Origin of the sequence: Botrimarina colliarenosi (assembly GCF_007859955.1) — a bacterium.
GTDB lineage: Bacteria > Planctomycetota > Planctomycetia > Pirellulales > Lacipirellulaceae > Botrimarina > Botrimarina colliarenosi.
Genome location: NZ_SJPR01000001.1, coordinates 343,035 through 357,765 on the forward strand (window position 1 = coordinate 343,035; position 14,731 = coordinate 357,765).

Genomic DNA, 14,731 nt, shown 5'->3' on the forward strand with positions numbered 1-14,731 from the left:
CGTTAGTGGGTCGCCAAGCCTTCGTCAGCTCGTAGCCGAACCAACTGCCATGTCCGTTGAAATGTCTCTTCCCGTCCTCACCGATAAAGACTTCGCCAGCGATCAGGACGTCCGCTGGTGTCCCGGGTGCGGCGACTACTCGATCCTTGCGCAGATGAAGAAGGTGATGCCGACCCTCGGCATTCCGCGCGAGAAGATCGTGTTCATCTCGGGCATCGGCTGCAGCAGCCGCTTCCCGTACTACATGAACACGTACGGGATGCACACAATCCATGGTCGCGCGCCGGCCGTCGCGACCGGTCTGAAGACCGTTCAGCCCGACCTGATGGTCTGGGTCATCACCGGCGACGGCGACGGCCTCTCGATCGGCGGCAACCACCTGATGCACTGCATCCGGCGGAACATGGACCTCAACATCGTCCTGTTCAACAACCGGATCTACGGCCTCACGAAAGGCCAGTACTCGCCGACCTCGCCGCTGGGCAAGCGGACCAAGAGCACCCCGATGGGGGCGATCGACAACCCGCTCCACCCGCTCTCGATCGCGATCGGCGCCGAGGCGACCTTTGTCGCCCGCAGCATCGACACCAACATCAAGCACCTCGGCGCCACCCTCAAGCGGGCCGCCGAGCACTCGGGCACCTCGTTCATCGAGGTCTACCAGAACTGCAACGTCTTCAACGACGGCGCCTGGGACTACGCCAAGGACCGCAACACGAAGGCTGACACGACGCTCGAACTCGAGCACGGCAAGCCGCTGATTTTCGGCAAGGATCGCGACAAGGGCATCCGCCTCAACGGCCTGGAGCCCGAGGTGGTGCAACTGGGCAAGGGGATCACCGAGGACGACCTGTTGTTCCACGACGAGAAGGCCCTGGAGCCGAGCCTCGCCTACCTGCTCAGCCGGATGCGTTACGAGGATGGTTTCCCCGAGCCGATCGGCGTCTTCCGCAGCGTCGACGCCCCGCGTTACGACGAGCTAGTCAACGACCAGATCGCGCTCGCCACGAAGGAACAGGGTCCTGGTGAACTCGACAAGCTCTACGGTTCGGGCGAGACGTGGACCGTGGCATGAGGCCCGAGGCGTGAGTCCCGAGGGATCGGGGCTCGAACCACCACTTTAGTCTGTTACCTCAAGCCTCAGGTCTCCCGTCATGCTTGTTTGCCCCGCCTGCGGCGCCGATGACCTGATCGAAGGGGTCGACCAATGCGACCATTGCGAGCAGCCCCTCACCGACCAGTTCATCCGCCTGCCGAACAGCAGCCTCGAAGCGGACCTTCTCCGCGACCGTGTGCGCGATCTGCCGGCCCACGAGCCGCTTGTCCTGGGACCCGACGCGACGGTCGGCGAGGCTCTAAAGAAAATGGTCGCGGGGGGCGTGGGCTGCCTGCTTATCGTTGTCGATAAGGCGTTGGTCGGGATCTTCAGCGAACGCGACGCCTTGTTGCGGCTGGGGGTCCAGGGCGTCGACCTGCATGACAAACCGGTCGTGAAGTACATGACGCCCAACCCGGCGGTTGTCTCCGGCGGTGACAAGATCGCCTACGCCCTGCAGCGGATGGATGTCGGCGGGTATCGCCACCTCCCGGTCATGGAGGGGGACCGCCCGGTGAACGTCATCAGCATCCGCGATATCCTCCGCTACGTCACCGAGCACGACCGGACGGCAACCGTTTAGCCGGACCGCTTGGGACGACGCCTCCGGTGTTTCGGCGATGGCGTTGCTGGCGCCGCAGTCTCCTTCTCATTAAGACGCGCAGTACGATTGCGCAGGAATGCTGTTGGCTCGCGCCGACGGGTCTCCGTAATCTCCCCGATGCGGAGCGGGTGGTTAGCCACGCTCCCGAGGACTTGATTTCGAGAGGGTCTCACCGTGCGAATCGCCAGCCTAGCGCTTCGGATCTTGCTTTGTCCCGCCGCTTTCTTAGTGGCCGAGGCGTATGGCGCTAAGCCGATAACGATCGCCGAGGGGCCGGTTTCGCTCGGTGCGTCGGGCGTCGCAATCAATATCGAACACGGCGAACCGAACAAGGTGCTCGACGGCGTGGGCTGGATGATTGGCGTCCCCAGCAAGCTGATGCTGCTCGACTCCCGAGCGGACAACCACCAAATCTCGCCCGAGACCGTTGAAGAGGCGTGCGACTTTCTAGCGTCGCACGAGGTCGACGGCGTGATGGTCCGCGTCAACCAGTACGACCCCCTCGGTGAGTGGAAACGCCTGGCCCAGAACGACCGCGTCGGACTCGGCTGGAGAGCCACCGTCGGCGCCGTCTACACGCTCGGGTACTCGGTCCTCCCGGGCCGTCTCTTCGGCGGAGACTGGTACAACCCGTTCACCGACACCGTGAACATCTACTCCGACGTCCCCGCCCTGGCGATGGAGCAAGCGGCGCAAGCGCACGATGTCCATCAAAAGTCGCACCCCGGCTTCTACTCGGCGGTGCGTCTGCTCCCCTTTATCGGCATCGTTCACGAGGCTCGCGCCAAGCAGGCCGTCTTCAACTTCGTCGACAAGAACGGAACCACCGACGAGCAGGCCGAGGCGCGGCGGGTGTTAGCGCCTCAGATGGGACGCGAGTTGGGCGGTCAAGCGGCGATCTTTATCCCGCAGGTCGACGCGATCATGTCGGTCGGCGGAGCGGCGGTGGGCCATGTTGTCGGCCGCTACCAGGCGCATCAGATCGAGACCGACGCCTACGAAAGAGAACGCGAAGAAGTGCCCCCCGTTTACGGGCCGCAGCTCATTCAGCCTCGGGATTGACCCACTGCTGGAACCCGTCTTCGAGGAACCCCTCGCCGTGGATGAGTTCGCCGCCGATATGGCCTTCCCACGCGACGGCGAGCGCCAAGGCGATCAGGCCCAACCGCCAGAAGACGCCCATGCCCCTGCTCTGACGCGCCTGGCTGATCAGGGCGACCAGCGACAATCCAATCGACGCCACCGCTAGTGCGAAGCCGGTCCAGCGGTGCTTGACCAGTTGCTCGGACCAGTCGCCGAACCCATCTCCCCACGCCCACGGCTCTCCGTACTCGTAGGCGGCGTACCACCAGCCGCTAGCGACCGCGGCGACCGCGGTCAGCGCCCCGCCGATCAGGCAGGCGAGTGGGATCTGCGTCCGCCACGAAGGGACGACGGCTCCGATCACAACAAAGAACGCGCCGAATGCCCATAGAGCGATCGGCAGGTGGACGGCCGCGTGGTGCGTGAGCGCGAAAAAGGCCGGCGCGCGCTCGACAAGACCATTCCAGTCGGTCCCCGCCGCGGCAGGCGAGTCGGCGTCCATCGCATCCTCCTCATCGACGTCCCCTGCATCGAGAGGTTCGTCCTCCGCGGGGTCGGCGGTGTCAGCATTCGCCTCCGGCTCCACGGGGGGGACGTCGTCGCTCGCTACGGGTTCATCCGGCGGCGTCGGCTCGTCGGCCATCGGCTCTGGTGACTGAGCAACGGGGGCTTCCGCCGCGGGGGCTTCTGCCGTTGGTGTATCGACCGCCGGCTCGTCAAGAACCTGGGCGGCAGGGTCCTGCGCCAACGCCGCCGTCGCCAAGGCGAGAGCCGCCGCGAAACAGCAAGTCATCAAGCCGAAGCGTTGCACAGTTCCGCCCTCTGCCAGGAAAGACTAGTTCGAGTGAGCGACCCCATCGTACCCACTGAGCCGCGCCCTTGGCAGACCGAGGCCACCAGGCCGTTGAGTCCGCCCGTTCCGCCACGCACTTCGGTATCCTGAGAGCCGTGCCCGAAAGCGAACCCCCTACGCCGCTCGATCGCCACGAGGCGACCCGCCGGGTCGTCCTCGCCGGCCAGGCGGCCGCCGACGCCGCCGGTCTCGAATGCGTCTTGGAAAACTCCTTGAACAGTGAGTCCCGCTACCTCCATGTCTGCCGCGACGGCGTCTGGTACGGCCTCCGCGTATCGTGCCACGAGGCCGTCTACGACTGCTGCCAGGACTATGAGCAGGTGCGTCTGAGTGAACGACCGGACGAGGCCGCCATCACCGAGGCGACTCAGCGGGCCGAACACGGGGTGCTTCGCGGCGGCGACGTCGTCGCCAACCCGGCCGATGTCGCGGTCGCTATCGACAAGATCGCCGCGGTGCTCTGCGATGGCCGGACCTATCGGGACGACGACGGCCTGCGCTGGCGTTGGCGGTCGGAAGCGGCGAGTTGGGAACTTGCCTGCCGCTACTGGGGCGACGAGACGCAGCTCTCGCCCCCCTCGCATCGGCCGGCGGCAACGGTGACTGCGCGGATCCGCTGCCAAGTCCGGCACGCACAGAATGTTGCGGCCCGCTGGGCGTTCGAGGAGGGGCGGGCCGGAAGCTAGCGTCGCTACCGTTTGCCTAACCGGCAGATTCCTTGTCGAGCCGTGGCGCCCCATGACGATCAAGAAGGATGACGCGCCGAAGGCGCCGCCCGACTTGTCGAGGTCCGACCGTGCCCGCTCCCACCATGTCTAGCCTGCATAAGGCCGCCGTACTGCTGCTGACCCTCCCCGAGGATCAGGCGAGCGACGTCATGCAGCGGCTCTCGCCGCGCGAGGTCGAGCAGGTCTCGATCGAGATCGCCCGGATGGAACGGGTCTCGTCGGAAGATCAAGAAGACGTCATCAAGGAGTTCGCCGACACGAATCCAGCCGCCGGTGGTGGCGCCGGCGGGCTCGAATTCGCCAAGAAGCTGGTAAAAAACGCGCTCGGCTCCGACTCGACGGGGACCATCGACAACATCCGCCAGTCGATCGAGGCCCTGCCGTTCGGCTTTTTGCGGAACGTCGACAGCCAGAACATCGTCACGTACCTGACCGATGAGCACCCCCAGACGATCGCGTTGATCCTCGCCCACCTGCCGGCCGCCTTCAGCGCTGAGATCCTCGGAGGTCTCCCCCAAGAGCGGCAGATCGCCGTGGTGCGGCGGATGGCGACCATGTCGCAGACCAACCCCGAGATCATCCGCGAGGTCGAGTCGGGCCTCGAACGCCGCATGTCGAGCGTCATGAGCCAGAGCTTCCAGATCGCCGGCGGCGTCGACTCTGTCGCCGCCATGCTGAACGTCATCGACCGCACGACCGAGCGGGCGCTGCTCGAAGGCCTGGCGACCGACGAGCCCGACTTGGTCGAAGAGATCCGCCGGCTGATGTTCGTCTTCGACGATATCGGCAAGCTCAACCAGAAGGACATCCAGTCGGTCCTCAAGTCGGTGGAGAGCTCGCAGTGGGCGCTCGCGCTGAAGGGCGCGAGCCCCGAGCTGAAGGACAAGATCCTCAGCAATATGTCGCAGCGCGCCGCCGACATGCTCCGCGAAGAGATGGAGTACTTGGGGGCGGTCAAGCTCTCGGCCGTCGAGGAGGTCCAGCAGAAGATCGTCGATGTCGTCCGCGGGCTCGAGGACTCCGGCGTCATTGAGGTCAACCAGTCGGGCGAAGAAGAGAAGCTCGTCCAGTAGCGGGCGTCGCGGCCTGAGGCTTGAGACTTGCGGAGGGGGAGGCGAAGCTTGTTGGCTTCGACCCTCCACCCCAGGATTCGCCGCCCGGCCATGTCTCAGCTCTCCCCCATGATGCAGCAGTACCACGAGGCCAAAGAGGCCTCGGGGGACGCCCTGCTGCTGTTCCGCATGGGGGACTTCTACGAGCTGTTCTACGACGACGCCAAAGACGCGGGGCGGTTGCTCGGGATCACGGTCACCTCACGTGACAAGGACAAGGGCGCAAAGGCCGTGCCGATGGCCGGCTTCCCGCACCACCAGCTCGACGCTTACCTGGCGAAGATCTTGCGTTGCGGCCGCCGCGCCGCGGTCTGCGAGCAGATGGACGCCCCCAACGGAAAAGCCGCCGGCGAGCCGAAGGGCATCGTCCGCAGGGAAGTGACGCGGATCGTCTCGGCCGGCACCGTCACCGACGACGAACTGCTCGACCCGCAGGCGAGCAACTACCTCGTCGCGGTCGCTTACGACGGACAAGCCCCTAAAGGGGACGCCCGGCCCCTGGTGGGGCTGGCGTGGATCGATGTCTCGACTGGCGAGTTCACCGCCACCGGCATCGACGAGCGCCGCCTCGCCGACGAGCTATCGCGGCTCGACGCGGCGGAGTGCCTAGTCGCCGAGGGGAGCGACGCGCTGCTCCCGCCCGAGGCGTCCGATCGGTCGGCCGTCACCCGTCGGCCGGCGTGGTCCTTCGGCGTGCAGATGGCGATGGAGTCGCTCCGCAAGCACTTCGGGACGCAGTCGCTCGAAGGGTTCGGCTTCGATTCGACGATGCACCACGACGCGCTCGCCCTCTCCGCCGCGGGGGCGATCCTCGGCTACTTGCACGAGACACAGAAGTCGTCGCTCGCCCACGTCGATCGGCTGCGGCCTTTCCAGGCCGACTCCGCCTTGCAGATCGACGCCGCCACGTGGCGGAGCCTCGAAGTGACGCACACGCTGCGTGACGGACGGCGCGACGGTGCGCTGCTGGGCGTCATCGATCGCACCGTGACGGGCGCCGGGGCGCGGCGCTTGGCCGACTGGCTCCGCCGGCCACTGACCAGCGTCGCTTCGATCTCACAGCGCCAAGGCGCCGTCGCCGAGTTGGTCGAGAATCCGTCGCTGGCGACCACGGTGCGTGAAGAGCTGCGGGGCGTCTACGACCTGCAGCGGCTCGTCGCCCGGGCGACCACCGGCCGCGCCAGCCCGCGCGACCTCGCGAGTGTCGGCCGCACCCTCGGCGCCCTGCCGCGGATCAAGGCCAAGCTCGCCGGCCGGCAGAGCGAACGGCTTGCTCGGCTGGAAGAACGGATCGACCTCTGCGCCGACTTACGTGAGCAGCTGACCGCGGCGCTCGTGGACGACTGCCCGCTGTCGCCGCGCGAGGGAGGCTTTCTCCGCGAGGGCTACTCGGCCGAGCTCGACGAGTACCGTCAACTGATGGCGGGCGGCAAGCAATGGATGGCCAGCTACCAAGCGAAGATCGCGGCCGAGTCGGACATCCCGTCGATCAAGGTCGGCTTTAACAAGGTCTTCGGCTACTACCTCGAAGTGACGCACGCCCACACGGGCAAAGTCCCCGCCGATTTTATCCGCAAACAAACGCTCAAGAACGCCGAGCGTTACATCACGCCCGAGCTGAAGGAGTACGAAGAGAAGGTCTTGTCGGCCGAGGACCGGGCGTTCGCCCTCGAGTACGACCTCTTTCTCCAACTCCGCGAAGCGACCGCCGAGGCGGGCAAGCGCTTGCTGGCGACGGCCGAGGCGCTTGCCGAGATCGACGTGCTGGCGAGCTTGGCGGAGCTCGCCCGTTCGCGCGGCTACTGCCGGCCGGAGGTGGTCGAAGAGCCGGTCCTCGACATCGAAGCGGGCCGCCACCCCGTGCTTGACCTGACCGAGCCGGAAGGGACGTTCGTGCCCAACGGCGTAAGCTGCTGCGCAGCAAAGTGGGAAGTCGGAAGTGGGAAGTCGGAAGGCGCCGCGTCGGACCTTAATCCTCCCACTTCCGACTTCCCACTTCCCACTTCCGTCCTCCTGCTCACCGGCCCGAACATGGCCGGTAAAAGCACGTACATCCGTCAGACGGCGCTCATCACGCTCATGGCGCAGATCGGCAGCTTTGTCCCCGCCACGCGGGCGGTCGTCGGCGTCGCGGACCGGTTGTTCGCCCGTGTCGGGGCGAGCGACGATGTCTCGCGCGGGCAGAGCACGTTCATGGTCGAGATGACCGAGACGGCGCGGATCCTCAACACCGCGACGCCCCGCTCGCTGGTGATCCTCGACGAGATCGGCCGCGGCACGAGCACCTACGACGGGTTGTCGCTCGCCTGGGCGATTGTCGAGCACCTGCACGACGTCGTTGGCTGCCGAACCTTGTTCGCGACGCACTACCACGAGTTGACGCAGCTTGAAGAGCGGCTGCCGGGCGTGGGAAACCTGAGCGTGGCGGTCCGCGAGCATGAGGGCCGCGTCGTCTTCCTCCACCAGATCGTCCCGGGCCCCGCCGACAAGAGCTACGGCATCCACGTCGCCCAGCTAGCCGGCGTGCCGCGGAGCGTCAACGAACGGGCCGAGGCGATCCTCGCCGACCTCGAGCAAGCCCAGAGCGAACGGCAGCCGACGACCATCGCCGCGAAGGCGAGTGGCGGTCTTCAGATGACGCTCTTCGAAACGGCCGAGCACCCGCTGCTCGAAGAGATCCGGGCGCTCGATATCGACCGTCTCGCGCCGATGGACGCTTTCGAACGCCTCCACGCTTGGCGACAGCGCTTGCTCGCCGAGAGGTAGCCGTGCTCGGAACGCCACGGAGGGCGTTCCCTACTTAGCAACCAGTTCGTCGAGCGCTGCGTGCAGCTCGCGGTGGGTCGAGAGGGTGTACTCGATGTCGAACCACACGACCTTTCCGTCGGCGTCGAGCAAATAAACGCGGGGGCCGCGGCCTTCGCCGAGGGTGGCGTTCAGCTTGGCCCGGTCGACCGACAGCGACGCCACGCCGTTGCCAACCGGCGGGCCGGCGAGCGTCACCAGCTGGACCCCTTTGTCGGCGTACTTCGGTGCGAAGTCGTCCTTCAGGTCGCCGGTGAACATGGCGTTCATCCACTCGGTTCCGCCGGGGACCGCAACAACGGTTGCTTTCGCGCCCTGCTTGTCGGCGAGGCCCTCGACCGCGGGGAACGCGTCCCCCACCGCCACACGGCACATCGCTTGGTGCTCGCTGGAAAGGATCACCGCGGGGATCGCGAAGAACAGCGCTAGGGCGGATAACATAGGAAGTCTCGGGTCGCTTTGAACGGGAATCCCCCATTGGACGCCCCGCGGCCGTAGCGGTCAACGCACCTTGCGACGCCGCTGGCGCCGCAACCAGTGCTCAATTTACCTATCTATCCGCTCCGCTATGGCGCTGCCCGACTGGCGACTCCCCCCCGGCGTGACGCGTGGCGCGTGGGACTACACGCAATCACGGGCTATCGCCGACGATTACGACGACTACCACGCCGAGAACACGCTGTTTGAGTTCGAGGAGAACATCCTGGCCGAAACTTTCGGCGAAGCTCCCCCGGCTCGCGCCGGGGGAGCGCACAGCGACGGCGTCATCGCCGACCTCGGCTGCGGCAGCGGCCGGGCCCTCGTCCCGCTGGTGCGCCGCGGCTGGCGTGGCCTGGCGGTCGATCTTTCCGACGCGATGCTGGATGTCGTCCGCGAGAAGGCGGCGATCGATGGCTTGCCGATCGAGTGCGTGCTGGCGAATCTCGTCGAGCTGACGCCCGACCTTGTCGCCGACGAATCGGCCGACCACGCGATGTGCCTCTTCAGCACGCTGGGGATGATCCGTGGCCGCGACAACCGCCTCGCCGCCCTCGGGCACATGCGGCGGATCCTCAAGCCGGGCGGCAAGCTTGTGTTGCACGTCCACAACTTCTGGTTCAACCTCCGCGACCCGGGCGGCCCGTGGTGGGCGCTGCGGAGCCTGGCGCGGGGCGCGTTTGGCAAGAGTGACTACGAGACCGGCGACAAAACGTACCCCTACCGCGGCGTCCCCAATTTCTTCTTGCACGTCTTCCGCGAGCGCGAGCTCCGCCGCGACCTCCGCGAAGCGAACCTGACGGTCCTCCGCTGGATCCCTCTCGATGTGGGTCGGCGTCACGCGCTGAGGCGTCCCTGGCTGGCGCCGTCGCTGCGGGCGAACGGCTGGATCATCGTCTGTGAACGCCCCAAGTCCCCCTCCCTTTCAGGGAGGGGTTAGGGGAGGGTGAAGGTGTTCAGGACAGGGGAGCTTTCCTGTGGTGACAATCCAGACCCTCCCCTAGTCCCTCCCTGAAAGGGAGGGGGATACCTTTGCCCCTTGGCGTCCTGTCGCCGACAATCACTACTGCCTCCCGCAATCCGCCCTCTGCCTACGCTCCTCCATGCCTCAACTCACCGCCCCGCAGTTCACCGCTCGCAAGGGCGCCGCCGAAAAGCTCGTCGTCCTCACCGCCTACGACTACACGATGGCGCGTCTGGTCGACGCCGCGGGGGTCGATTGCGTGCTGGTCGGCGATAGCCTCGGCATGGTCGTGCAGGGCAAGGGGAGCACGCTCGCCGTCACGCTCGACCAGATGATCTACCACGCCGAGATGGTCGGCCGCGCGGTCGAGAACGCCCTGACGGTGGTCGACCTGCCGTTCCCGATCAACCACTACGACACCGGCGCCGCAATCGACGCCGCCGCGCGGATCCTCAAAGAGACCCGTTGCCAGAGCGTGAAGCTCGAGGGGGGCGAGGCCCAGGCCGACACGATCCACGCGTTGGTGACCGCCGGCATCCCGGTGATGGCCCACGTCGGCCTCCGGCCACAGAGCGTCCACCAACTCGGCGGCTACAAGGTGCAACGCGACCAAGACGCCCTCCTCGCCGACGCCCGCGCCGCCAGCGAGGCGGGCGCGTACGGCATGGTGATCGAGTGCGTCCCGTCGGCCATCGCCAAGGCGATCACCGACACCGTCCCGATCCCCACGATCGGCATCGGCGCCGGGCCCGACTGCGACGGCCAGGTCCTGGTGGTGAACGACGTCCTCGGGATGACGGCCGGCTACGTGCCACGCTTCGTGAAGGCCTACGCCCACGTCGGCGAAGCGATCCAGGAAGCCGCCACGGCGTTTACGGCCGACGTGCGGAGCGGCAAGTTCCCGGGCCCCGAGCAGGCGTTCAAGTGACAACGGGTCTCCCGCCGCTAGCCGAGACCCCGAACAACCGGTACAGATCGCGCTGCCCGTTGTTGGAAACCCACCAACCCCGTCTCGCAAGCCGTTCGGAAAGCGACGCGGAGAAAACGACGATCTACTTTTCAGATGCGGTTCGTCCTAACTCCCATGAGCTTGCCCGCGGATGCTCTCGGTTTCACCCAGCCGCGGCTTGTCGACCTCGTTGCTCAATCAGAGGCAGCGGAATCGCAGTGTCATCAACACGTCGCTCGAGCGGCTCTCGACCGGCAAGCGGATCAACCACGCCAAGGACGACCCGTCGGGGCTAATCGCCGCCGAGGGGTTCCGCTCGAAAATAACCGACCTCCAAGCCCAGTACAAAACGTCCCGCCTCGGTGAGCTCAACCTGCGGCAGCAGGAGTCCCAGCTCTCGGTGATCCAGAACGGGCTCAACGAACTACGTGGCGCCGTCGTCTCGACGACCGGCGACCTGTTCAACCCGACCCAAAAGCAAGCGCTGCAGCAAACGGTCGACGCGACCCTCGAGTCGTTCGACCGCCTCGCCCCCGGCCTCGCGCCGGCCTCGCTCGACGCGCTCGGTCACTCGGGGAACGCCAACCTCGTGAATGGCGACACCGCTCTCGCCAACCAGATCATCGACGGCGCCCTGCAGAGCGTGCTCGGCGATCGCTCGGCGAATGCGGCCAACTCGCTCTACTCCGATATCGAGCAAGAGCTGATTCAGGACCAGATCGTCATCAACACCGAGGCGCTCAGCCAGGTGGAGGACGCCGACTTCGCCGAAGAGGCGTCGAACCTCGTCCGCGGCCAGATTCTTGAGCAGGCGTCGACGATGGCCCTAGCCTACTCCCTGCAGTCGCACGCCGAGACGATCGGCGACCTGCTCGACCGCACGGTGGCGACGGGCCAGTCGATCAGCCAGAAGAGGGTCTGAACGTTTCGGAAACGCTCCGCCTAACGCACGTAGGCCGGAACCAGCGAAGCGCCGGTCCGGCAGGCGGCACGAAACGCCAAGCGTGCCGGACCGGCGCTGAGTTGGTTCCGGCCTACCTCACTTCTTCTTCAAGACCGACCGCCAACCGGTTGGCCCGGGGACCGGCTGCGCCATCGCCCAGTTCGATTCGCGGAGCGGGTCCACGGCGTAGTACAGGTCGGGATCGACTTCGCGGGCCGCCGAGATCAGTCGCCGCACCTGTCGCCGTCGGGCGGCGACGTACAGCAGCGTGACGGCGTGCTCTTCGTCGCTCCCCTCGAAGGTGAGCACCCGCGGGCTGCGTTGCCGCAGGGCGTCGGCCAGATCGTCCCCCGCGTCGTGCGAAACGATCCGTAGGATGACGCTCCCCATCGCCAGGCGGCGTTCGAGCCAGATGCCGGCGCCGTTGCCACAGGCGAAACCGGCGGCGTACGACAGCAGCAGCCAAGGGTTGCCGCCCGCCCGCTGGAAGACCTCCGACACCGTGGTGATCCAGATCAGCACCTCGAAGAAGCCGAGCAACACCGACGTGCCGATCCGCCCCTGCACGACGGCGATCGTCCGGCACGTGCCGAGCGAAACATCGACGATCCGCAGCGAGAAGATCAGGAGGGCGAGGGCCCAAACGGGGAGCGTATCGAGGAAGGGCATTTTGGAGCGACGGGGAGACAGGTAAGTGATCCTTGCAGGATCGCATACCGTCCCGCCCGCTGTCAGGCCCTCGCCTCACTCGCCGCGGCGGGTGTACTCGATCCGCATCGAGCGGAACTCGTTCCCCTCGTCATCAGGGCCGAACGTCTCGAAGACTTTGGAGTTCTCGTCGAGATAGGTCGTCACCATCCGACCCTTCTGCGGCTCATTCGTCTGCCAGCAGCGGCAGTTGGATTCCATCGTCAGCTGGTGGGTCGACGGGTCGTAGGAGCCCTGCATCGTCATCAAGTAGGGGCTCACCGAGTCGATCCAAGTCCCGATGTATTGCTTCTCCGCCGGGTCGTAGCCCATCTGCGAGCGTCCCTCGAACGGCATCCCGGCAAAGTCGCCCTGGAACTTGCCGACCGTCCACAGCGGTCCCATCGCCGTGATGGTCTCAACCCCCGTCGAGTGCTCCGGCTCGGCGTCAGGGGCCGTCCAGACCGTGACCTTGGCGTCCCAGACCCCCACTTCGCGAGCCATATCTCTGTGGAAGGCGGTCGGCTCAGGCGGCATCTGCGCCAATGCGAGCGGGGCGATCAGAAGAGAAAAGACGATGGCCAAGGTAGCTCGCATGACAAATGCTCCCGAGAAACGGCGAATGAACTTCCGTACACCCGTCAGTTTTCCGGAACTCCGAACCGATTGCAAGAGCCTTCGCCAAGATTTCACAACGAGGCGATTGCCGTCCGTACTTGTTCGGGCCAGTTTAGTTTGCGCCGTACGTTCTTTCCTTGTAGGAGGCGTCTCCGACGCCGATTACGCGCACCATACCGCTAGGGAATGGAGAACGTGATCGGCGTCGGAGACGCCACCTTCAGGCTCTCAGTGGACTCCGCCGGATGAGGTCGCCGACGCAGTCGTCGTCGCATTTGGTGGTGGGGTGAGGACGGTAGGGTGTTAGGTGCGTTGCAGCGTAGCGGAATCGCACCTACGGACTACGGACCTTGCGGCGTCAGATCCTCAACTAGGGGTGACGCTCTCGTTGCCGTAGTAATCAAGCCGCAGCGCAATTCCCAATTGGCCAAGCTCAGCAAGTAATGTGGCGGGGAACTCATCGTCGCAGAGTCGGTTCGAGAAGATTCCAACAAACAAGCTAATCCGGGCTCCTTCCATGGAGAGCTTCGCAAACGGATCCGAGTTTGCCTTAAGCCGCGAAACTAGTGCTTGGACTGATTCGGATAGCGACGCGTCTTGGACTGTTGGCATCGGCGCCGACCAATAGTGGCTCGGCCACACACCTTCTCGCACTTCACCCCTCCGATTGACACGACGCTCACCGCGGCTGTGTGACGACCTGGGTTCGATGCCCACCAGGCTCGTCACTGCCTCTCGAGGAAATCTGCCACCCTCCACATGTAGCGAGAAACAGTACTCATAGTCATTCAATCCTCGAACACAGCGTGAGCGCCCCGGTTGGCTTGGCGGGACAGCGCTCATCTCCCCACAAACTCCGGCGTCACCAACTCCGGCAGCACGCCCGCCTTGTAGCCACGCTCGAGGAACAGCCGCACCGACTCGCGGCCCTTGTCGCCGAAGTCGCGGGTCCAGTCGTTGACGTACATGCCAACGAACTTGTCCGCCTTGGCGTTGTCGAGGTCGCGGCCGTATTGCAGGGCGTAGTCGAGCGCCGGTTGGCGGTGGTCGAGGCCGTACTCGATCGACTGCGTCAGCAGCTTCTCGACCTCGCGGATTGTTTCCGTGCCGAGGTTCTTGCGGATCGCGTTGGCGCCGAGCGGCAGCGGCAGGCCGCCGGTCTCTGCGCCCCACCAAACGCCCAGGTCAACGATCAACTGGAGGTTTTGATCGCCGTAGGTGAGCTGGCCTTCGTGGATCAGCAGGCCGGCGTCGACCGGCTGACCCTCGAACTCGCCGGCGACGACCGCCGGGATGATCTGGTCGAACGGCACGAGGACGTGGTCGAAGTCCTGGCCCAAGAACAGCCGCAGGGCGAGCGTCGCCGAGGTGAGCTTGCCGGGGATTGCGATCCGCTTCCCCTTGAGGTCCTCGATAGAGTACTTCTCGGGGGCGACCACCATCGGCCCATAGCCGTCGCCCATGCTCGCGCCGCTGTTGCACAGCAGGTACTTGTCCTGCAGGAACGCGTAGGCGTGGATGCTGACGGCCGTCAGCTCGAGCTCGCCCGAAAACGCCCGCTGGTTGAGTGTTTCGATGTCTACCAATTCGTGGGTGAATTGGTAGTCGCCGGTCGGAAGGAGGTCCTTCGCCAGGGCGTAGAACATGAAGGCGTCGTCGGGGTCGGGTGAATGGCCGACCCGGATGAGCTGCTTAGTAACCGACATAGAGCGGAGAGGTTGGGTGCTAGAGGCGAGTCGCTGCCGCGTCGGGTGGGACGCCACATTCTCAGGAAACCGTCGCTGGCCGCCCGGCTTCACCGGGCCGGCCGGA

At 65.7% G+C, this 14,731-nt stretch carries 15 protein-coding genes; 9 read left to right on the forward strand and 6 right to left on the reverse strand.

From position 1 onward, the window contains the following. The first annotated feature begins 61 nt into the window (after window positions 1–61). The 3 genes from Pla108_RS01385 (at window position 62) to Pla108_RS01395 (ending at window position 2,762) form a co-directional block, all read left to right on the forward strand. Entirely contained in the window at window positions 62–1,075 is a 1,014-nt protein-coding gene (locus Pla108_RS01385) for a 2-oxoacid:ferredoxin oxidoreductase subunit beta (RefSeq protein ID WP_146441878.1), read from the forward strand. A 79-nt stretch (window positions 1,076–1,154) separates the two neighbouring features. Then, window positions 1,155–1,679, forward strand: a complete 525-nt coding sequence (locus Pla108_RS01390; RefSeq protein WP_146441881.1) for a CBS domain-containing protein — start codon at window positions 1,155–1,157, stop codon at window positions 1,677–1,679. 225 nt (window positions 1,680–1,904) lie between these two features. Further along, entirely contained in the window at window positions 1,905–2,762 is an 858-nt protein-coding gene (locus Pla108_RS01395) for a hypothetical protein (protein ID WP_231934247.1), read from the forward strand. On the opposite strand, the gene Pla108_RS01400 is transcribed toward Pla108_RS01395, so the two are convergent. Then, a complete protein-coding gene (locus Pla108_RS01400) occupies window positions 2,743–3,576 on the reverse strand; it encodes a hypothetical protein (protein WP_146441886.1) in 834 nt (277 codons plus the stop codon). The two genes, Pla108_RS01395 and Pla108_RS01400, sit on opposite strands and share 20 nt — an antisense overlap. Before the next feature lie 155 nt (window positions 3,577–3,731). On the opposite strand from Pla108_RS01400, the gene Pla108_RS01405 reads away from it, so the two are divergent. The 3 genes from Pla108_RS01405 to mutS all read left to right on the forward strand — a co-directional run bounded on the left by Pla108_RS01405 (window position 3,732) and on the right by mutS (window position 8,242). Beyond that, on the forward strand, window positions 3,732–4,322 hold the full coding sequence (locus tag Pla108_RS01405; RefSeq protein ID WP_146441889.1) for a hypothetical protein: 591 nt from the start codon (window positions 3,732–3,734) through the stop codon (window positions 4,320–4,322). Between the two features lie 125 nt (window positions 4,323–4,447). After that, on the forward strand, window positions 4,448–5,437 hold the full coding sequence (gene fliG / locus Pla108_RS01410) for a flagellar motor switch protein FliG (RefSeq protein ID WP_146441892.1): 990 nt from the start codon (window positions 4,448–4,450) through the stop codon (window positions 5,435–5,437). A gap of 90 nt (window positions 5,438–5,527) precedes the next feature. Further along, window positions 5,528–8,242, forward strand: a complete 2,715-nt coding sequence (mutS, locus tag Pla108_RS01415; RefSeq protein ID WP_146441897.1) for a DNA mismatch repair protein MutS — start codon at window positions 5,528–5,530, stop codon at window positions 8,240–8,242. A gap of 30 nt (window positions 8,243–8,272) precedes the next feature. Here mutS and Pla108_RS01420 read toward each other — a convergent pair whose 3' ends face one another. Then, a complete protein-coding gene (locus Pla108_RS01420) occupies window positions 8,273–8,722 on the reverse strand; it encodes a hypothetical protein (RefSeq protein WP_146441900.1) in 450 nt (149 codons plus the stop codon). A 127-nt stretch (window positions 8,723–8,849) separates the two neighbouring features. Between Pla108_RS01420 and Pla108_RS01425 the strand changes: the two genes are divergently transcribed. The 3 genes from Pla108_RS01425 (at window position 8,850) to Pla108_RS01435 (ending at window position 11,593) form a co-directional block, all read left to right on the forward strand. Next, window positions 8,850–9,698 carry a class I SAM-dependent methyltransferase gene (locus tag Pla108_RS01425; RefSeq protein ID WP_146441903.1) on the forward strand — a complete coding sequence of 283 codons (849 nt, stop codon included), beginning with the start codon at window positions 8,850–8,852 and terminating at the stop codon, window positions 9,696–9,698. A 163-nt stretch (window positions 9,699–9,861) separates the two neighbouring features. Beyond that, on the forward strand, window positions 9,862–10,650 hold the full coding sequence (gene panB / locus Pla108_RS01430) for a 3-methyl-2-oxobutanoate hydroxymethyltransferase (protein ID WP_146441907.1): 789 nt from the start codon (window positions 9,862–9,864) through the stop codon (window positions 10,648–10,650). 199 nt (window positions 10,651–10,849) lie between these two features. After that, on the forward strand, window positions 10,850–11,593 hold the full coding sequence (locus Pla108_RS01435; protein ID WP_197526131.1) for a flagellin: 744 nt from the start codon (window positions 10,850–10,852) through the stop codon (window positions 11,591–11,593). Between the two features lie 117 nt (window positions 11,594–11,710). On the opposite strand, the gene Pla108_RS01440 is transcribed toward Pla108_RS01435, so the two are convergent. From Pla108_RS01440 to Pla108_RS01455, 4 genes are all read right to left on the reverse strand, one after another. Then, window positions 11,711–12,283, reverse strand: a complete 573-nt coding sequence (locus tag Pla108_RS01440; RefSeq protein ID WP_146441912.1) for a DUF2179 domain-containing protein — start codon at window positions 12,281–12,283, stop codon at window positions 11,711–11,713. Between the two features lie 75 nt (window positions 12,284–12,358). Further along, window positions 12,359–12,898, reverse strand: coding sequence for a DUF1579 domain-containing protein (locus Pla108_RS01445; RefSeq protein ID WP_146441915.1), 540 nt, complete (start codon window positions 12,896–12,898; stop codon window positions 12,359–12,361). Window positions 12,899–13,285: 387 nt separating this feature from the next. Beyond that, window positions 13,286–13,762 (reverse strand): DUF4279 domain-containing protein, encoded by a 477-nt coding sequence (locus Pla108_RS21570; protein WP_146441918.1) that lies wholly within the window; start codon window positions 13,760–13,762, stop codon window positions 13,286–13,288. Further along, the gene (locus Pla108_RS01455; RefSeq protein ID WP_146441923.1) at window positions 13,759–14,625 is read right to left on the reverse strand and encodes a menaquinone biosynthesis family protein; all 867 of its coding nucleotides are present in this window, start codon (window positions 14,623–14,625) and stop codon (window positions 13,759–13,761) included. Before Pla108_RS01455 ends, Pla108_RS21570 begins: the two co-directional genes overlap by 4 nt. Window positions 14,626–14,731: the final 106 nt, after the last annotated feature.